Source organism: Tenebrionibacter intestinalis, from assembly GCF_016632365.1.
Classification (GTDB): Bacteria; Pseudomonadota; Gammaproteobacteria; order Enterobacterales; family Enterobacteriaceae; genus Tenebrionibacter; species Tenebrionibacter intestinalis.
In genome coordinates this window covers 44,479-61,921 of sequence record NZ_JAEPBH010000012.1, presented here as the reverse complement: position 1 = coordinate 61,921, position 17,443 = coordinate 44,479, and the positions used below count along the sequence as shown (strand labels likewise).

Here is a 17,443-nt window from a genome sequence, read left to right as displayed (position 1 = left end):
CACCTGTTGCGCGCATGGCGTGAATCATTGCTCATAGCGAAAGCGAAATTTTTCTTGTTCACTGGCCGCCTTCGCCAGAATCCATTGCCGGAAAGCAGCTATTTTACCCAGTTCTGCCTGGCTGTCATGACAAACCAGATAAAAAGCGTTTTTGCTTACCAGCACATCGTTAAACGGGCAGACCAGACGCCCGGCCTCAATTTCCGACTGCGCCATAACGTTATTCGCCAGCGCTACGCCCTGCCCGTGGATAGCCGCCTGAAGCACCATCGCGCTGTGGCTAAAGATAGGACCCTGCTGCACATTAATAGCATTAAGCCCCAACTGGCGCGTATAGGCCTGCCAGTCGCGACGCGAAGCATCATGCAACAACGTGTGGCGCGCCAGATCTTCCGGCAGCTTCAGCGCTTTTTCGCCCGTCAGCAGCACAGGCGAACAAACCGGCAGGAGATATTCCGCGTACAGCTTTTCTACCCGCAGCCCCGGCCAGTTGCCACGGCCATAAAAAATCGCCACGTCCACGTCGTCGGTCAATTTTTCTTCTTCACGATCGACAGCCTGAATACGTACGTCGATGCCTGGCCACTCGGCGTTAAAGCTCGACAGCCTCGGCACAAGCCACTGTATCGCAAAACTGGGTAACAGGCTCACGGTAAGCGCCCCTTTGGCGCTGCGCGCCTGGAGCTTACGCGTAGCTTCCGTTAATTGGGAAAAAATCTCTTTGATATCAAGGAAATAACTTTGCCCTTCTTCAGTCAACAGCAGCGAACGGTTGCGGCGGCGAAAAAGCTTAAGCCCCAGGAAATCTTCAAGCGACTTGATCTGGTGGCTGACCGCAGCCTGAGTAACAAAGAGTTCTTCAGCCGCACGGGTAAAACTCAGATGGCGGGCAGCGGCATCAAAAACACGTAACGCATTTAAAGGCGGCAATCGCTTGGACATGGATGTATAGGCTAAACGTTAAGGAAAACAACAAACAGGCAACAATTATCACCTATTAGTTTTTTTTATCCGAGACATTATAAATTGTCCGTTGAGCATACACCAGTAAATACCTATAGTGGCGCCACTTCCTGAGCCGGAACGAAAAGTTTTCTGACCTGTCGGAGCTTTTGGCTTACGGTTGTGATGTTGTGTTGTTGTGTTGTTGTGTTTGCATTGGGTCTGTCATTCAGGCCCGGGCAGTTAACTGCCGTTTTCACTTACTGTACATTTACCCTGTCTGTCCATAGTGATTAATGTAGCACCGCTAAAGCGGTGCTTTTTTTTGCCTGCCTGTCACTCTATTGCAACCATCTCTTTCACATCAGCGCGGTTAATTTGCTGTTTATTGCCGTTGGCATCTTTATACTTAATCATGCCGGTTTCGCTGTCGGTCTTTGGTTTTCCCGCAGAGACAATTGAACGGCCATCGTTAGTATGCATAACATAGTTAGGCCCGGAGCAGGCGGTAAGCGTAAAGGCCATAATACCGGCACCCATCAAAGCAACAATCTTCATCATTTGTCTCCTTGTAGCGTTTAATGTTGATAACATTAGACCTGCTAACAGGCTGAAATATGAACCCGTTGATATTTAGCATAATCCGCTTTTGCGCAATTTCCACTGCGCGGGCAGGGCCTCTGACGTTCTCTTCCCTGAAACGCTTGTACCACGTAAAGAAATGCGTCACGATCCCAATACTGACGCGAGGAAAAACATGACAGCTTTCAACCCCGCCCGCTTTCGCGAGCAGTTTCCGGCGCTGGCCGACGCTGGCGTCTACCTTGACAGCGCCGCCACGGCGCTTAAACCGCTGGCGGTTATCGAAGCCAGCAGGCAGTTTTACTCCCTGAACACAGGCAGCGTACACCGCAGCCAACACGGCGCGGCACAATGGCTGACGGCCCAATACGAAGCCGCCCGCGACGCAGCGGCGCAATGGCTTAACGCCGCAAGCGCGCAGGAAATTGTCTGGACAAAAGGCGCAACCGAGGCCCTTAATATCGTCGCCCAGTGCTGGGCGCGTCCGCGCTTAACCGCAGACGATGAAATTATCGTCAGCGAGGCCGAACACCATGCCAACCTGGTTCCCTGGCTCATGGTGGCGCAGCAAACCGGCGCCCGCGTGGTAAAACTGCCGCTGGGCGGCGACCGGCTGCCGGATATTTCACAGCTACCTGCGCTGCTCAACGCGCGCACGCGCCTGCTGGCGCTGGGGCAAATGTCGAACGTTACCGGCGGCTGCCCCGATATTGCTCGCGCGATACAACTTGCTCACGCAAACGGCACGCTTGTCGTTATCGACGGCGCACAGGGCGCGGTACACTGCGCGCCGGATGTACGCCTGCTTGACATTGATTTTTACGCATTTTCCGGACACAAACTGTATGGCCCTACCGGTATCGGCGCGCTGTACGGCAAGGCCGAACTGCTGGCGGATATGTCTGCCTGGCTTGGGGGCGGTAAAATGATCGAACAGGTTTCATTTGGCGGCTTTACCCTACAGCCGCCGCCGTATCGCTTTGAGGCTGGTACGCCTAACATTGCGGGCGTCATCGGCCTGAGCGCAGCGCTGGCGTGGCTGGCGGAGCAGGATATGACCCAGGCGGAGAATTACAGCCGTGGGCTTGCCACGCTGGCGCAAGACGCGCTGGCAAAACGGCCAGGGTTTCGCAGCTTTCGCTGCCAGAATGCAAGCCTGCTGGCTTTCGACTTTGCCGATATCCATCACGGCGATATGGCAACGCTGCTGGCAAAATCCGGCATCGCCCTGCGCGCAGGGCAGCACTGCGCCCAGCCGCTGCTGGCGGCGCTGGGCGTCAGCGGGACGCTGCGCGCCTCATTTGCCCCCTACAATACACGCGAAGACGTCGAGCGCCTGATTGAGGCCGTTGACCAGGCGCTGGAACTGCTGGGAGATTAAACATGACCAACGCTTTTGCCGCCGCGCACCCCTTTGGCGTGACGCTTACCGCCGACGATCTGCGTCGCGCCTTTGCGCCGCTACAGCAGTGGGAAGAAAAATATCGTCAGCTCATTCTACTTGGCAAACAGCTACCTGCGCTGCCTGATGAGTTCAAAACGCAGGCCAATGAAATTCGCGGCTGCGAGAACCGGGTCTGGCTCGGTCATACGCTTGAGCGCGACGGACGGCTACATTTTTATGGCGACAGCGAAGGCCGTATTGTGCGCGGTCTGCTGGCAGTGCTGTTGACCGCCATAGAGGGAAAAACGCCGCAAATGCTGCAACAAATCGATCCGCTGGCGTTATTTGACGAGCTTGGCCTGAGCGCGGAGCTTAGCGCCTCGCGAAGCCAGGGGCTGGCGGCGCTGGCGCAAAAAGTGCGCGACATCGCCGCAGGTTAACCCCACCTCAGGCGCGCTCACGCGCCGCTTTTGCCATCATTTTTTTCAGCGCATGCGAGACCGCCACAAAGCCGAACGTGGCGGTAACCATCGTCGCGGCCCCGAAGCCGGAAGCACAGTCCATCCTCTTTGGCCCTTCAGCGCTGCTTTTCGCCGCGCAAACGGAGCCATCCGCCTGCGGATAAACCAGCGCTTCGGTAGAAAACACGCAGTCCACGCCCAGCTTACCTTTGCTGTTCTTTACCACGCCAAAATCATTTTTCAGGCGCTCGCGCAGCTTCGCCGCCAGCGGATCCTGAATGGTTTTCGCTAAATCCGCCACCTGGATCTGCCCGGGATCGTTCTGCCCGCCTGCGCCGCCGGTGGTTACCAGCGGGATCTTATTGCGACGGCAAAAAGCGATCAGCGCCGCCTTAGGGCGTAGACTGTCGATTGCGTCAATCACATAGCTAAATCCCTGATTGAGCAGCGAAGCCACATTCTCGACGCTAACAAAATCATCCACAACGGTGACGCGACACTCGGGGTTAATCTCCCGGATACGCTGCGCCATCACCTCGCTTTTCGCCTGGCCCACCGTTTCCCGCAGCGCGTGAATCTGGCGATTCGTATTTGTTATGCAAACATCATCCATATCAATGAGCGTGATAGCGCCGATGCCGGTACGCGCCAGCGCCTCCGCCGCCCAGCTCCCCACGCCGCCAATGCCAATAACGCAGATATGCGCATCGGCAAACAGTTGCAACGCCTCACGACCATACAGGCGCGCCGTACCGCCAAAACGCTGCTGCCAGGCATCGCTCAGAACTACTGCCATAATTTAAAACCTCAAAAAACAGAGCGGGCCGACAGTTCGGCCCGCAGGATAAAACCTGAACGCGGCTTACAGGCGGGTCAAAAGCTGGTTGGCGGCCCCCGGCGCGGCCTTCAACACCCAAACGCGCCCATAGTGATTATACCAGCCAGCGCGGTGCCCGGCTTCAGGGCCGATACCCTGGTAGATATCAAAATGCTGCCCCTTAATCGCCCCACCCACGTCCAGCGCGACCATCACACGCAGCTCATATTCACCGCGAAACTTGCCGTTGCCGTCCAGCAATGGCACTTCCGCCAGCAGCGTCGTGCCCGCAGGCACAATACTGCGATCGGATGCGACCGACGCTCTGTCAATCAACGGCACCGCGCTGGCCCCCTTCACCGGCGAGAACGGTTTCGGCTGAAAGAAGACAAAGGATGGGTTTTGCTCCAGCAGCTCGCGCACTTCCGCCGGGCTGTGGGTTTGCGCCCAGTGGCGAATGGCCTGCAATGACATATCTTCGAGCTTCACTTCACCGCGTTCGACCAGCACCCTGCCAATACTGCGGTAGGCGCGACCATTTTTGCCCGCATAGCTAAAAAAGCTAAGCGGGCGGCCATCGCCAAAATCAATATAGCCGCTGCCCTGCACGTCCATAATAAAATTATCGATAAGCGAGTTGCTATAGGCCAACACATCACTGTCGCTCAGCGCGCCTGCGTATATCTCAGCGCGCGACGGCAGGCGGCCGCGCGTCCGCGGCATGCGATAAATAGGATACTGGAACGCCCCCTGGCGGGTATAACGCGCCTGAACGATCGGCGTATAGTAGCCGGTAAACTGCACGTTGCCGTAGTTATCCGTCCCCTCCATCTGCCAGGCATCCAGCCCAAACCGGCTCAGCATGCGGGTATCGCCGCCAGCGCGCAACCATTCCTGCACTGCGCTGTAGATATTGCTCTGACGGCGATACAACTGCGGTGAAGCATTGCGAATCTCCCTTATCTGGCGAGAATAGTCGCCGCCGTTAATGGGCGCGCCCATCGCGTGCGGCTGATTTACCAGAGAAAAGGGTTCGCTGAATTTTCCGTCGTTATACCGCTGTCCGCGATCGGTCGGTTTTGATGAGCAGGCGGCCAGCATAACCACCACGGCGCCTGCGAGAATGTTATTGCCCCAACGACCTTTCATAATGTTTTTCTGTCCGTATATGTGGCTCGCTCCGGCAAGATAGCAAACGCCAGGGCTGATTGAAACGTACAGAACGGCCGCGATTCTGATTCTGCGTAAAAATCATGCTAATGATGGATAATTCAGCGGTCATTTTCAAAAATACGGACTTATTGTAAAAAAGGGGTTGCATGAAATTTCGCGGAGAGTATAGTGCGCATCCACGGACGCGGGGTGGAGCAGCCTGGTAGCTCGTCGGGCTCATAACCCGAAGGTCGTCGGTTCAAATCCGGCCCCCGCAACCAGTCAGGACGCTGGAAACAGCGCAGATGTGTAAAAAGTTTCTATTATTATGTAGAAAGACGGACGCGGGGTGGAGCAGCCTGGTAGCTCGTCGGGCTCATAATCCGAAGGTCGTCGGTTCAAATCCGGCCCCCGCAACCACAACAAACTAAACGCCCGTTCGGGTGTTTTTTTGTTTCCGGCCCTTCATTAAGCCGCCGCTCAGAAAAAGCCAGGAAAGGGTGACTGAGCAAAAACCGCCCATGCTTTTCCGCCCGTCGCTATAGCCGCCGCCAATGCCGCAGGTTAAGTAAGCGCCCGGAAAATGAACGCAGCCGGGCGGCACGCAAGGCGCATCAACCCAACTACCCGCGCCGCGCCAGCATAGCCTCACTGGAAAAATAGGCCCGTATGCCCTTAAGAATTGATTGCGCCACTTTCTGCTGAAAAGCTGCCGTACGCAGCTTACGCTCCTCATTCACATTGCTGATAAACGCCGTCTCCACCAGGATTGACGGAATATCCGGCGCCTTGAGCACAGCAAACCCGGCCTGCTCGACGCGTGGCTTGTGCAGGCGGTTAATATTTCCCATATAGTTGAGCACCGCCTTGCCAAAAGCCAGGCTATCGTTAATGGTCAGCGATTGCACCATATCGAACATGGTATGATCCAGATAGCGATCGCCGCTTTTCCCCACGCCGCCGATTAAATCGGCGGCATTCTGCGTTTGCGCAAGGTATTTGGCTGCTGTGCTGGTGGCGCCTTTTGTTGAAAGCGCAAACACTGATGAACCGTGCGCAGAGCGGTCGGTAAAGGCGTCGGCATGGATGGAGACGAACAAATCCGCACGCTGTTTGCGCGCTTTCGCCACGCGCACGCTAAGCGGAATAAAAATATCTTCATTGCGCGTCATGTAAGCCTTCATATTCGGCTCCTTATCAATCAGCGCTTTCAGGCGGCGGGCGATTTGCAATACCACATCTTTTTCATGCGTTTTGTATTTACCGATAGCGCCTGGGTCTTCGCCGCCATGCCCGGGATCGAGCATGATAACGATCGGCCTGTCACGCCCGGCCTTCCCCGGCTGCGGCCCCTGGTTACGGGCGACGCTCTGCCTGTCAAGCCTGCCGCTGTTATACTCTTCCAGCAGCGCCATTAGCGGATCTTTTACCTCAGAGGCGTTGACCGGGTAAAGATCCATAACCAGGCGATCCCTAAAGCCCGCCACGGGCGCCAGCGCAAACAGATGCGGCGACACATTCTGGCGCAGCTCAAAGACCAGGCGTACCGTCTGCGGATCAAACTGACCTACGCGCGCTGATTTAATATAAGGGTCGTCCGTCCTTACCAGTTTATCCAGCCCTTTTAACACCGAATTAAGCTGTACGCCTTCGATATCCACCACTACGCGCTCCGGGTTGCTAAGCGCAAACTGCCGGTACTTCAGCTCACGGTTCGACTCCAGCGTCACACGGGTATAGGCCGATGCCGGCCACAGGCGAACGGCAATCACCTGGCCTGCAGCGGCAAATCCCAGCGGGCTAACGCTTAACAGCCATATGGCTCCTGCCCCCTGCAGCAAACGACGGCGGCTGAACAGACTGTCTCCCGACATGCTTCTCCCGAGCAAATAAACAACGAACGATGAAATTTAAAAAATTCTGAATGGAAAACTTTAACGAAACCGGCTGCAACTGTCATCTATAGAAGGGTAAACATTCGCTAACGGGTGAACGTAAATCCGCTTATCACATGAAAAGCCGCAAAAATGACGCTTGCGCTTGCTGCCGGAAAAGAATAAAAATACATAAATTACGAATAAACATGCAGAGAGGACGTGTCATGGTTAAGGAGCGAAAAACTGAACTGGTCGAAGGATTCCGCCATTCCGTGCCTTACATCAACGCTCACCGGGGTAAAACCTTTGTCATTATGTTAGGCGGCGAAGCAATAGAAGATGAAAACTTTGCCAGCATTATCAATGATATTGGCCTACTGCATAGTCTGGGTATACGTCTGGTCGTGGTATATGGCGCACGCCCGCAAATTGACGCCAACCTGGAAGAACACCGTTGCGAACCGGTTTATCATAAACATACCCGCGTTACCGATTCCCGGGCGCTTGAGCTGGTCAAACAGGCCGCCGGCATGCTGCAACTGGAAATTACCGCTCGCCTGTCGATGAGCCTGAGCAACACGCCGCTACAGGGCGCGCATATTAATGTCGTTAGCGGCAACTTTATCATCGCCCAGCCGCTGGGGGTGGACGACGGCGTGGATTACTGCCACAGCGGGCGCATTCGCCGCATTGACGAAGAGGCGATTCATCGCCAGCTCGACAGCGGCGCCATTGTCCTGCTGGGGCCGGTGGCCGTCTCCGTGACCGGAGAAAGCTTTAATCTCACCTCTGAGGAGATAGCCACTCAGTTGGCCGCTAAGCTACGGGCTGAGAAAATGATAGGCTTTTGCTCTTCTCAGGGCGTCACCGACGCCAGCGGCGCTATTATTTCTGAACTGTTCCCTAACGACGCGCAACAGCGGGTCGAAGAGCTGGAAGCCGCTGGCGATTACCACTCCGGCACGGTACGTTTTCTGCGCGGCGCGATCAAGGCCTGCCGCAGCGGCGTACGCCGCTGTCACTTAATTAGCTATCGCGAAGATGGCGCGCTACTGCAGGAACTCTTCTCCCGTGACGGCATTGGAACACAAATCGTCATGGAAAGCGCCGAGCAGATCCGCCGCGCTACGATTAACGACATCGGCGGTATACTTGAATTAATTCGCCCGCTGGAGCAGCAGGGGATCCTGGTACGCCGCTCGCGCGAGCAGTTGGAAATGGAGATCGACAAATTTACGATTATCGAACGCGATAATCTGACTATCGCCTGTGCGGCGCTCTATCCCTTCCCCGAAGAAAAAATCGGCGAAATGGCCTGCGTGGCAGTACACCCCGATTACCGCAGCTCGTCACGCGGCGAAGCGCTGCTTAATCGCATTGCCGCGCATGCAAAGCAACTGGGGCTCACGCGTCTGTTTGTGCTCACCACGCGTAGTATTCACTGGTTCCAGGAGCGCGGCTTTACGCCGGTTGATATTGAACTGCTGCCGGAAAGCAAAAAGCTGATGTACAACTATCAGCGTCGCTCGAAAGTACTGATGGCGGATCTAAGCTGATGTCTGATGCGATAACCCGCGCAGGTTGCCGGTATGCCGCCCCCGGCAAAGAAAAACAACCTAAATCAGACCGCGCCTCCCCTGCGGGAAAGCGCGCTTCGTCTTTTAACATTACGCCCCTGCCCTGCGGTGTGGGCTTATCAGCGTCCTGCAAATTAAAGCATAACAGGATACTGACGAAGGCGGCCTCCCCGTCCCCATGCGCAAATACGCTGTGGGATGAAAAGGAAAAGCCGGGTGAGGCTTATCCCGGCCAAAACGTTACGCCACGCTTTCTCTAAACAGTTCAGGCAACCCGCTGCGCCGCTCGGTCGCACAGACAATCGCCCGCTCCAGCACGCCGGGCTGCGCATACAGCGTCAGCTGCCGCCGCGCGCGCGTAATAGCGGTATACACCAGCTCCCGGGTTAACAGCGGTACAAATTCACGCGGCAACACCAGTGCGGCATGGTCAAATTCAGACCCCTGGGACTTATGCACCGTCATCGCCCATGCCGTCTCATGCGCCGGCATTCTGCTCGGCTGTACGGACTTCAGCGTCCCGTCCGGCAACGCAAACCATACTCTCAGCGCGCTGCCCTGACCGAGCGCAATGCCAATATCGCCGTTAAATAACCCCAGCGCGCTGTCGTTGCGGGCAATCATCACTGGCCGCCCGTGATACCAGCGCGAAACGTTATCAGGCCGTGATATCAGCCGCCGGCGCGCCAGCGCCTGTTCCAGCCGCGCATTCAGGCCGCTCACGCCAAACGCGCCCGCGCGCAGCGCGCAAAGCAGTTGATAATCACCGAAGGCGTCAAGCGCCTGTGCAGGATCGACATCCGTTTTATGCACATACTGTAAATAGTGCTCATAGCCCGCCATCGCGCCCTCGATCATTGCCTCATAATCGGCCGTGCTGGAGAGCAGATGGCTGGCCACGTCGGAAAATTGCCCTGCGCACACGGCCTGCGCCTGGCGTACGTCGCTACGGTTGACCGCCGCCGCCAGTTGGCCGATACCGGAATGACTGCCGAAACGGTAGCTTTTACGCAGCAGACACAGCCCGTCGCGCAGCGCATCCGCGCCGCCCGTATCGCCAGCGGGTACCGTACAGCCTGTCAGACGCGACAACTGCGCCGCACGCGTCACACTGTAGCCGGAACCGATAAACTGACAGATATCGCCCAGCACCGCGCCCGCTTCTACCGAAGCCAACTGATCGCGATCGCCCAGAAAGATAACCCGCGCGCGTTGCGGCAACGCCGCTACCAGACGCGCCATCATCGGTAAATCGACCATTGACGCCTCATCCACAACAAGCACGTCAAGATGCAGCGGATTATCGGCATGATAGCGCAAACGCTGACTACCGGGTTGTACGCCCAGCAAGCGGTGAAGCGTACAGGCCTCTTCCGGCAACAGCGCTTTTTGCTGCGGCGTAAGCGCCAGGCGTTGCAGCGCAGCGCTCAGTGATTCGGTCAGCCGCGCGGCCGCCTTGCCGGTAGGCGCCGCCAACCGGATACGAGGCTGCCGCGCTTCTTCTAACTGCACCAGCGCGGCTAACAGCTTCGCCACTGTGGTCGTTTTACCTGTGCCTGGGCCGCCGGAAATAACCGCAATTCGACGCGTCAGCGCCACGGCAGCCGCCACTTTTTGCCAGTCGGTTTCATCAAGCGGGGCAAATAGCCCGTCAAGCACACAACGAAGTTTCGCTTCATCCTGCATAATGGCGTGGTTGCCATCGCGGAAAAACGCAGCCACCGCCAGCTCATTGCGCCACATACGGTTAAGGTAAAGCCGCTGGCCGACAAGCTTTATCGGCGTGGGCGCTTCGCCTTCGCTGATAGCCGCAGAGGCCAGCAGCGCATCACGCCAGTCCGGCTGAAGACCGGCTTTAGCAAACAGCGCCTGCGCCAGCGCCTTATGGCGATGCGCAAAGCTGTGCTCCGGCTGCAGACGCGACACAGGCAGGCAAACGTGCCCTTCGCCCGCATCACGGCTCAACAGCGCGGCCGCCAACAGCGCGCCGGGCGCATGTTCGCCAACCAGCGTCAGAGCAAAACGCGCATCCAGCGGACGTACCAGTTTTTGTTCCACTGCCTGTTCCAGCAGTTCCGTTATGGTCACGTAATGTCCTCCGTCACGCCAGCAAACAGCGCATCAAACCCAGCCACCAGCTCTGGCGCGGGCCGGGTCGTAAAGATACCCTGCGCTGGCGCCGCCTCGTCTATACCGCGTAAGAAAAGATAAATGACGCCGCCAAAATGGCGCTCATAGTCATAATCAGGGATGCGGTGACGCAGGTAGCGATGCAGCGCCAGGGTATAAAGTTGATACTGCAAATCATAACGATGTTCACACATTGCCTTTGCCATCGCCTGCGGTGTATACGCCTCGCCGTTTTCGCCCAGCCAGTTCGATTTATAATCCAACAGGTAATAGCGCCCTTGCCAGCAAAACACCAGATCAATAAATCCCTTAAGCATGCCGCGCAGGCGCTGAAAATCCAGCGGCGGGCACTGTGCCGAGAGCGGATCGTAGAGATGGGTTAGAGCATCTATCGCCTGAGGTGAAAGCGCGGCGTCAATCGGCAAATAAAATGCCAGCTCCACGAGACGCTCTTTCACCGATAACTGATTAAGCGAAACGCCGTGGGCATTTAGCGGCGCCGCCAGTACCTGGCTTAACCAGGCGCAAAGTACGGGCTGCCAGGCCTCGTCAAAGCCGCCCAGGCGCAATTGTTCGCCCAGCCAGCCGGCATCAATCGGGCGCGTAAAGTCAAGCTGCTCAAACAAGCCGTGAAGAAATGTTCCCGGCGAAGCGCCGCGTGGAAAGGTATGAGGCGTCAGTAAGGGCGTGCAGCTCGTTTGCGCCGCGCCTGCGGCATCTATGTCCAGGCGGGGCAGCAGCGCCTGCGCAACGCTTCCGCTTGCGTAGCGCTGAAGTCCGGTATAGCTTGTCACTCGCCAGTCGTTCTGAAGCGGGCGACGCAGCTTACGCGCGACCGGCGATGGGCTATCGCTGCGTGACGGCTGCCACATTCGGCAATCTGTAGCACCAGGTTCAACAACCTCCAGCGAGATATCGTCGCGACAAAACTGCGCCAGCGCGTCATACAACTGCGCGGCATTCATAGCTTCGCCGCGCTGAAGCAGCCAGCCAATGGCGCTATGGTGCAAATCAGAGGCTCCTTTTTTCGTCCGGCTGCCGCGAAACAGCGGCGCTACGCCAACGCTCACGTGCCAGACCGCGCGGGTTAACGCCACGTAGAGCAAACGTAAATCCTCCGCCAGCCGCTCCTCTTCCGCCAGCGCCAGGCTTTCGGCATCGTTACTGAGATCAAGCAGCGCGTCAAAGGTACGTCTGTCGTGATACAACGCCTGCTTCTGCGGGCGGAAGCTGGCAATAAACGGCAGGCAAACCAGGGAATATTCAAGGCCTTTTGATTTATGGATAGTGACTACCTGTACCAGATGGCGATCGCTCTCAAGCCGCAACTGTTGAACCGCAGCGTTGCTGTCCGGCTCAGCAATATTCTGCGCCAGCCAACGCACCAGCGCATGCTCGCTATCCAGGCCTGCCGCAGCCGCCTGGAGCAGTTCGCTGATATGCAACACATCCGTCAGACGCCGCTCGCCTCCGGGCGACGCCAGCAGGTTTTCCGCAACGCCGCGCCGCGCCATCAGCTCACGAATCATCGGCATGACCCCGCGCTGTCGCCAGCGCTGGCGATAGCCGTCAAACTCCTCCACCAGCGCATCCCAGGCGTCTTCATTCTGGCTGAGCGTATCCAGCGTCCGGGCATCCAGCCCCAGTATACTGGTCGCCATTGCGCAGCGCAGCGCGCTCTCCTGCCCTGGCGCCAGCACCGCCTGAAGCAGCCACAATATTTCACGCGCTTCCTGAGTGGCGAATACGCTGTCGCGATTGGATAAATAAACGGAAGGGATATTAAGCGCAGCCAGCGCTTCACGCACAACGGCGGCCTCGCTGCGGCTGCGCACCAGAACAGTGATATCGCTGGCGCGTACCGGCCGCGCCGTCTCGCCGCGCCAGAGCAACGCCGTTTCGCCCTGGCCGCCCTCCAGCCAGTCTCTTATTTGCGCCGCGCAGCGCTGCGCCATCGCCTGTTGGTAATCGCTTACGCTCACTCCTTCTCCCGCCAGCAGCCAGAACCGCATAGCATGCTGCGCCACCCCATTCACGGTAAAACGCATCTGCGCATTATGCGCGGCTGGGTTAACCGGCAGGAAAGGAATCTGGCGAAACAGAAAAGGGTTTTGCTGATGGGAAAACAGCGCATTAACGCCTGCCACCACGCCCGGCGACGAGCGCCAGTTGGTATCAAGCGTGTAGTGGGCGCTTACCTCAGAGCGCGCCCGCATATAGGTAAATATATCTGCGCCGCGAAACGCATAGATTGCCTGCTTGGGATCGCCAATCAGCAACAGCGCCGAATCCGGCTGCCTTATCCATATTCGGTGGAAAATACGGTACTGCTGCGGATCGGTGTCCTGAAATTCATCGATCATCGCCACCGGAAATCGGCGGCGAATAGCGGCTGCAAGCTGTTCACCGCCCGGCTGGCGCAGCGCCGCATCCAGTCGGCTTAGCATATCGTCAAAACCCAGCTCGCCGCGACGCTGTTTCTCCTTTGCCACGCTCTCGCGTATTTCAACCATCGCACGGGCAATCACCCAATCCCGCAGCGTCAGCGGCCCGGCAAGCAGCGCGTCAATAGCTTCAAATAAGGGGTGGCGCGGCGCTTCGCCTTTTTTGGTTTTTTCAATAAGAAATGACTGACTAAATTTCGCCAGCGCCTCCGGCAACTGGTAGCTTACGGTTTCCTGCTGCGCCCAAACCCCAACTTTCTCCAGCCAAGCGGGCAAATACTTACTGCTAAAGCTGCGCTTATCCACACCGGAGGCGGCAATCAGCGCTTCAAGCTCGCACGCCGCAGCACGCCACTGCGCCTTAAGGCTATCAATGCGCGCCACAATCGCAGCATGACGCTGCTCAAGGGTTTCATCCTGGGCGGGCGGCTGGCGCAGCAGCGGCGCTTCGCCCTGTAGCCAGGCGTTGACATCCTGCAATAGCGCATCAGGCCCTGACCATAATTCACTTACCGCCTGCGCCACGGGGCGCGCCAGCGGATAACAGTGGCGACGCCAGAAATCCGCACAGGCCTGCTGGCGCAGCAGGCTTTCATCTTCCAGTAACCGCTGTTCAAACAACATGCCGGATTCAAACGCATTGAGGCTGAGCATGCGCTGACAGAAGCCGTGAATGGTAAAAATAGCCGCTTCATCCATTTGCCGCTCCGCTAACAGCAGCGCTCGCGCCGCCTGGCGCCGATCGGGAATATCGTCAAGCAGGCGGCTTAACAACGCATCGCTGCTGCGCCCCCGAATACAGGCCACGCGCAGCTCATGAATTCTGGCGCGAATTCGGCCGCGTAGCTCTTCAGTAGCCGCCTCGGTGAAAGTCACCACCAGCAGTTCCTTTACGTCAGGCTGGCGCGGACAGGCCGAATCGCCCCCTAACCCCAACAGCAGGCGCAGGTAAAGCGCGGCAATGGTAAAGGTTTTTCCCGTACCGGCAGATGCTTCTATCAGCCGCTCGCCCGAAAGCGGCAGGCATAGCGGATCGAGAGGCTGGGCGCTGAAATCGACCATTACTTTTCACTTACCAGCGGCAATGTGCGTTGCAGCGCGCTGATATCATTTTCACGCTGCCAGCCCGCCGGGTTGGCGTACAGGGCCTTTCCCCCCTGGCTGCCCGCAATCTGCGACAGTATCGCCATGCCGCTTCGCGTTAATACCGCCTTATGGAAATAGTCCACCAGTTGCGACTGTTTTAACGCCTGGATAGCGGCAATCACCTTTTCCCGGGAGTCAAACGCCAGATTCGCACGGTCGAAATCCTTGCTAAACCGCGCAGCTTCTTCGCCAGACGTCTGCGGCGCCTGCAACATTTCCCCTATAACGCCCTGCTTGATTTGCTCAAATTCCTGCAACGGCATATCACGCAGCCGCTTTTCCGCTGTCGGGAAAAAGGCCTGATAACGCGCCCACAGCGCCGCCGGTTGTTTATCGCTGCTTTGCAACAGGAAAGCGACTCCCCACTGGCGGCCCACGGCCACCGGGAACGTAAACACCGCATACCCCAACTGCTCGCGGGTGCGCAATTGCGTATAAAACCAGGGCTGGATGGTTTGCGCCAGCACCGCGCTCAGCGCCGCGCTGTGAATTTCATCATAGCCGGTCGGCACAAACGCCGCCGCCAGTGCGGAGTCGGTGCTGCTGCCCGCTTTTTCAACCAGGATTCGCCGCGGTTTATTAACCAGGACATCTTTAGCGCGCCACCACGCATCGCCGCGGGTATCAAGCCGCTCGCGGGTTTGCGCCGCCAGTTTACGTACCTGTTGCGCCGTCATATTGCCTACAACCAGGAACTCCGGCTTCGCGCCGCGCCTGAGCATTTCCCGATAGCGCAGCACCTCCTCAAGCGTAATGGAAGCCAACTGCGCGCGGCGATCGGCGCGCTGGAAATAGGGCACCTGCGATAGCATCTGCACGGGCATAATCGCCTGCTCGTAGGCCTTGCCCTTTTCGGCGGCATCAAGCATACGCGTATACCAGGATTTCGCCTGCGCCAGCCACGTCTGCGCCGGGATATAGCTAAAGTAACCGTCAAGCAACTCGCTGAAAAGCTGCGCCAGACGCTGCGTGTAGCCGTTAGCATTCACCATCAGCCCACTACTGGCGCGCGTGGAAAACGCGATGCCGCCCACGGATGCCTGGTAGCTCAGTTCATCCAGCGCGATATCCGCCATGTAATCATTAAGCGCAAACAGAACCTGGTTTCGCGCGCTGTCCATCGCTTTCGGGTTACGCAGCACAACGGTGATATCGGCGCGCGGCTCATCGGCAAAGTGGGCGCTCGGCATGTACAACACGCGCAGTTGCGGCTCATCCACCAGCAGTTGCGGATGCTTAGCGGCTTTCGCGGTTTTAATCAGCGAGAAATCATCCGGAATGTAGGGGTTAAGGGCCGGCAGTTTCAAACGGATGGCGTCGGCCTCGCGACGCCATTTTTCCCGCATTGCGGCAGTGAGCGCCTCTACCTTGTAAGGCGCATCCACAAAATAGGCCGTTTTATTATGCGGCTCGTCCGGACTGATATACCAGATGCGGGCGTTTTGCGGCGTCATCATCGCCAGGCGCGCGTGAATTTCCCGGGGGTTAAAGCGATCGGCTATGTTGACGGAATCCAGCGTATGCGCTATCGGTACGCGCAGCATGTTATCCGCCAGCCATTCAATATAATCCATATTTCGGGTAATAACCGGGTAGCGAAAATCCAGATCCAGCACATTCGCCAGTTCATCAAAGTAGCGTTTATCAATACCTTTTTCGCGCAGCAGGCTGAGATAACTAAAAATGGCGGCAACCACGCGATCGCGCTGCGCCTGGCCTTTGTCTGTCAGCGATACGGAAATAACGAATACGCCGCCGTTACCGGCTACGGCGGGATCTGCGCTGGCGTTGATACTCTCAGCCAGCCCCTGCTTTTGCAGCCAGTCGGAAAGCGTATCAGCGCTGCGGTTGCCAATCAGGTAGCCAATCAGTTCATCGCTTTTGCTGCGAAACTTATCGCTGTTGTTATCAATGCGAAACTCAACGCGCACCATTTTACGTGGAAGCGCCGGCACATAGTGGATAATTTGCCCTTTTTGCGCATCGGTGACGACCGGTACGTTAATTTCCGGCTTCTCAATGTTGAGATTCGGCACCCGCCCCCAGGTTTTCGCAGCAATGCGCGCAAGTTCAGGCAGCGTGCCGTTGCTATAAATAACCGCTTTCATCACATTGGCGGAGTACCACCGGCGGCGAAAATCCAGTAGCGCATCCTGTAGTTTGCTGCCGGGCTTGTCGCTGAGGGTTTCAAGGTTGCCGCCGGCAAAACGCGCTCCCGGGTGCGCCGGGTTGATCGTCTCAGCGCTGACCTGCCCCATGCGCATGCCGTCACGCGCGCGCGCCAGCGTTAATTCCGCATTAATCGCATTGCGCTCGCGCCCGGCATACTCCGCAGCCAGGTTAGGTTCGGCAATGGCATCCGCCAGCCGGTCAACGGCAGGCTCCAGCGCATCGTTTTCCACTTCCAGATAATAGGCAGTACGATAGGGCGCCGTGCTGGCGTTATGGCTACCGCCGTGCTTTTTCAAAAACTCGGCTAACTCATCAGGAGCGGGGTATTTTTTCGACCCCATCAGGGTCATGTGTTCAAGATAATGAGCAAGGCCCGGATGCGCGTCAGGATCCTGTAACGATCCTGCCGGCACGACCAGCGCAGCCAGCGATTTTACCGCCAGCGGATCGGAAACCAGCAACACTTCCATACCGTTATCCAGGCGTATGGCCTGATAGTCACGGGGATCCTGCCGGCTTTTACGAATGGTTTGTTCTACAGGCCGCCAGCCCGTCTCTGCCTGGCTTAACGGCGCCCAGAAAGCAGAAACGACAAAAAGCATTCTCAACCAGGTGCTGCAATTAGGCATTCATAACCCTCACAATGGAACGGCCTTTCATCATTATTTTCGTCTTTTCCCGGCCCGACGCGCACCGTCGGCGCGCCGTGGTCCGGATGCCGCTGAATACGGCGTGCGCATCATAAATTAGCGCGCTAAG

At 57.4% G+C, this 17,443-nt stretch carries 11 protein-coding genes and 2 tRNA genes; 5 read left to right on the top strand and 8 right to left on the bottom strand.

What is annotated here, in order from left to right:
- Positions 1-24: 24 nt before the first annotated feature.
- Both gcvA and JJB97_RS06215 read right to left on the bottom strand, forming a co-directional pair.
- The gene (gcvA, locus tag JJB97_RS06220; protein ID WP_238713163.1) at positions 25-942 is read right to left on the bottom strand and encodes a glycine cleavage system transcriptional regulator GcvA; all 918 of its coding nucleotides are present in this window, start codon (positions 940-942) and stop codon (positions 25-27) included.
- Positions 943-1,278: 336 nt separating this feature from the next.
- The gene (locus tag JJB97_RS06215) at positions 1,279-1,503 is read right to left on the bottom strand and encodes a YgdI/YgdR family lipoprotein (RefSeq protein ID WP_238713162.1); all 225 of its coding nucleotides are present in this window, start codon (positions 1,501-1,503) and stop codon (positions 1,279-1,281) included.
- A 196-nt stretch (positions 1,504-1,699) separates the two neighbouring features.
- Here JJB97_RS06215 and csdA point away from each other — a divergent pair, with 196 nt between their 5' ends.
- Together csdA and csdE are read left to right on the top strand one after the other, a co-directional pair.
- Positions 1,700-2,905, top strand: coding sequence for a cysteine desulfurase CsdA (gene csdA / locus JJB97_RS06210; protein ID WP_238713161.1), 1,206 nt, complete (start codon positions 1,700-1,702; stop codon positions 2,903-2,905).
- A 2-nt stretch (positions 2,906-2,907) separates the two neighbouring features.
- The gene (gene csdE / locus JJB97_RS06205) at positions 2,908-3,348 is read left to right on the top strand and encodes a cysteine desulfurase sulfur acceptor subunit CsdE (RefSeq protein ID WP_238713160.1); all 441 of its coding nucleotides are present in this window, start codon (positions 2,908-2,910) and stop codon (positions 3,346-3,348) included.
- 7 nt (positions 3,349-3,355) lie between these two features.
- Here csdE and tcdA read toward each other — a convergent pair whose 3' ends face one another.
- Positions 3,356-4,165 (bottom strand): tRNA cyclic N6-threonylcarbamoyladenosine(37) synthase TcdA, encoded by an 810-nt coding sequence (tcdA, locus tag JJB97_RS06200; protein ID WP_238713159.1) that lies wholly within the window; start codon positions 4,163-4,165, stop codon positions 3,356-3,358.
- A 66-nt stretch (positions 4,166-4,231) separates the two neighbouring features.
- A complete protein-coding gene (gene mltA / locus JJB97_RS06195) occupies positions 4,232-5,335 on the bottom strand; it encodes a murein transglycosylase A (RefSeq protein WP_238713158.1) in 1,104 nt (367 codons plus the stop codon).
- A 207-nt stretch (positions 5,336-5,542) separates the two neighbouring features.
- On the opposite strand from mltA, the gene JJB97_RS06190 reads away from it, so the two are divergent.
- Both JJB97_RS06190 and JJB97_RS06185 read left to right on the top strand, forming a co-directional pair.
- Positions 5,543-5,619 (top strand) — tRNA-Met (locus JJB97_RS06190).
- Positions 5,620-5,681: 62 nt separating this feature from the next.
- A tRNA-Met gene (locus JJB97_RS06185) sits at positions 5,682-5,758 on the top strand.
- A gap of 203 nt (positions 5,759-5,961) precedes the next feature.
- On the opposite strand, the gene amiC is transcribed toward JJB97_RS06185, so the two are convergent.
- Positions 5,962-7,212: an N-acetylmuramoyl-L-alanine amidase AmiC gene (gene amiC / locus JJB97_RS06180; protein ID WP_238713157.1), complete on the bottom strand. Its 1,251-nt coding sequence runs from the start codon at positions 7,210-7,212 to the stop codon at positions 5,962-5,964.
- A gap of 227 nt (positions 7,213-7,439) precedes the next feature.
- On the opposite strand from amiC, the gene argA reads away from it, so the two are divergent.
- Positions 7,440-8,771, top strand: coding sequence for an amino-acid N-acetyltransferase (gene argA, locus JJB97_RS06175; RefSeq protein WP_238713156.1), 1,332 nt, complete (start codon positions 7,440-7,442; stop codon positions 8,769-8,771).
- Positions 8,772-9,032: 261 nt separating this feature from the next.
- Here the strand turns inward: argA and recD are convergent, their stop codons facing one another.
- The 3 genes from recD to ptrA are packed head-to-tail and all read right to left on the bottom strand — an operon-like array spanning position 9,033 to position 17,313.
- Complete coding sequence (recD, locus tag JJB97_RS06170; protein ID WP_238713155.1) at positions 9,033-10,880, bottom strand: exodeoxyribonuclease V subunit alpha; 1,848 nt, start codon at positions 10,878-10,880, stop codon at positions 9,033-9,035.
- Positions 10,877-14,428 carry an exodeoxyribonuclease V subunit beta gene (recB, locus tag JJB97_RS06165; protein WP_238713154.1) on the bottom strand — a complete coding sequence of 1,184 codons (3,552 nt, stop codon included), beginning with the start codon at positions 14,426-14,428 and terminating at the stop codon, positions 10,877-10,879. The genes recD and recB overlap by 4 nt, the downstream gene beginning before the upstream one ends.
- A complete protein-coding gene (gene ptrA / locus JJB97_RS06160; protein WP_238713153.1) occupies positions 14,428-17,313 on the bottom strand; it encodes a pitrilysin in 2,886 nt (961 codons plus the stop codon). The genes recB and ptrA overlap by 1 nt, the downstream gene beginning before the upstream one ends.
- Between the last annotated feature and the right edge of the window lie 130 nt (positions 17,314-17,443).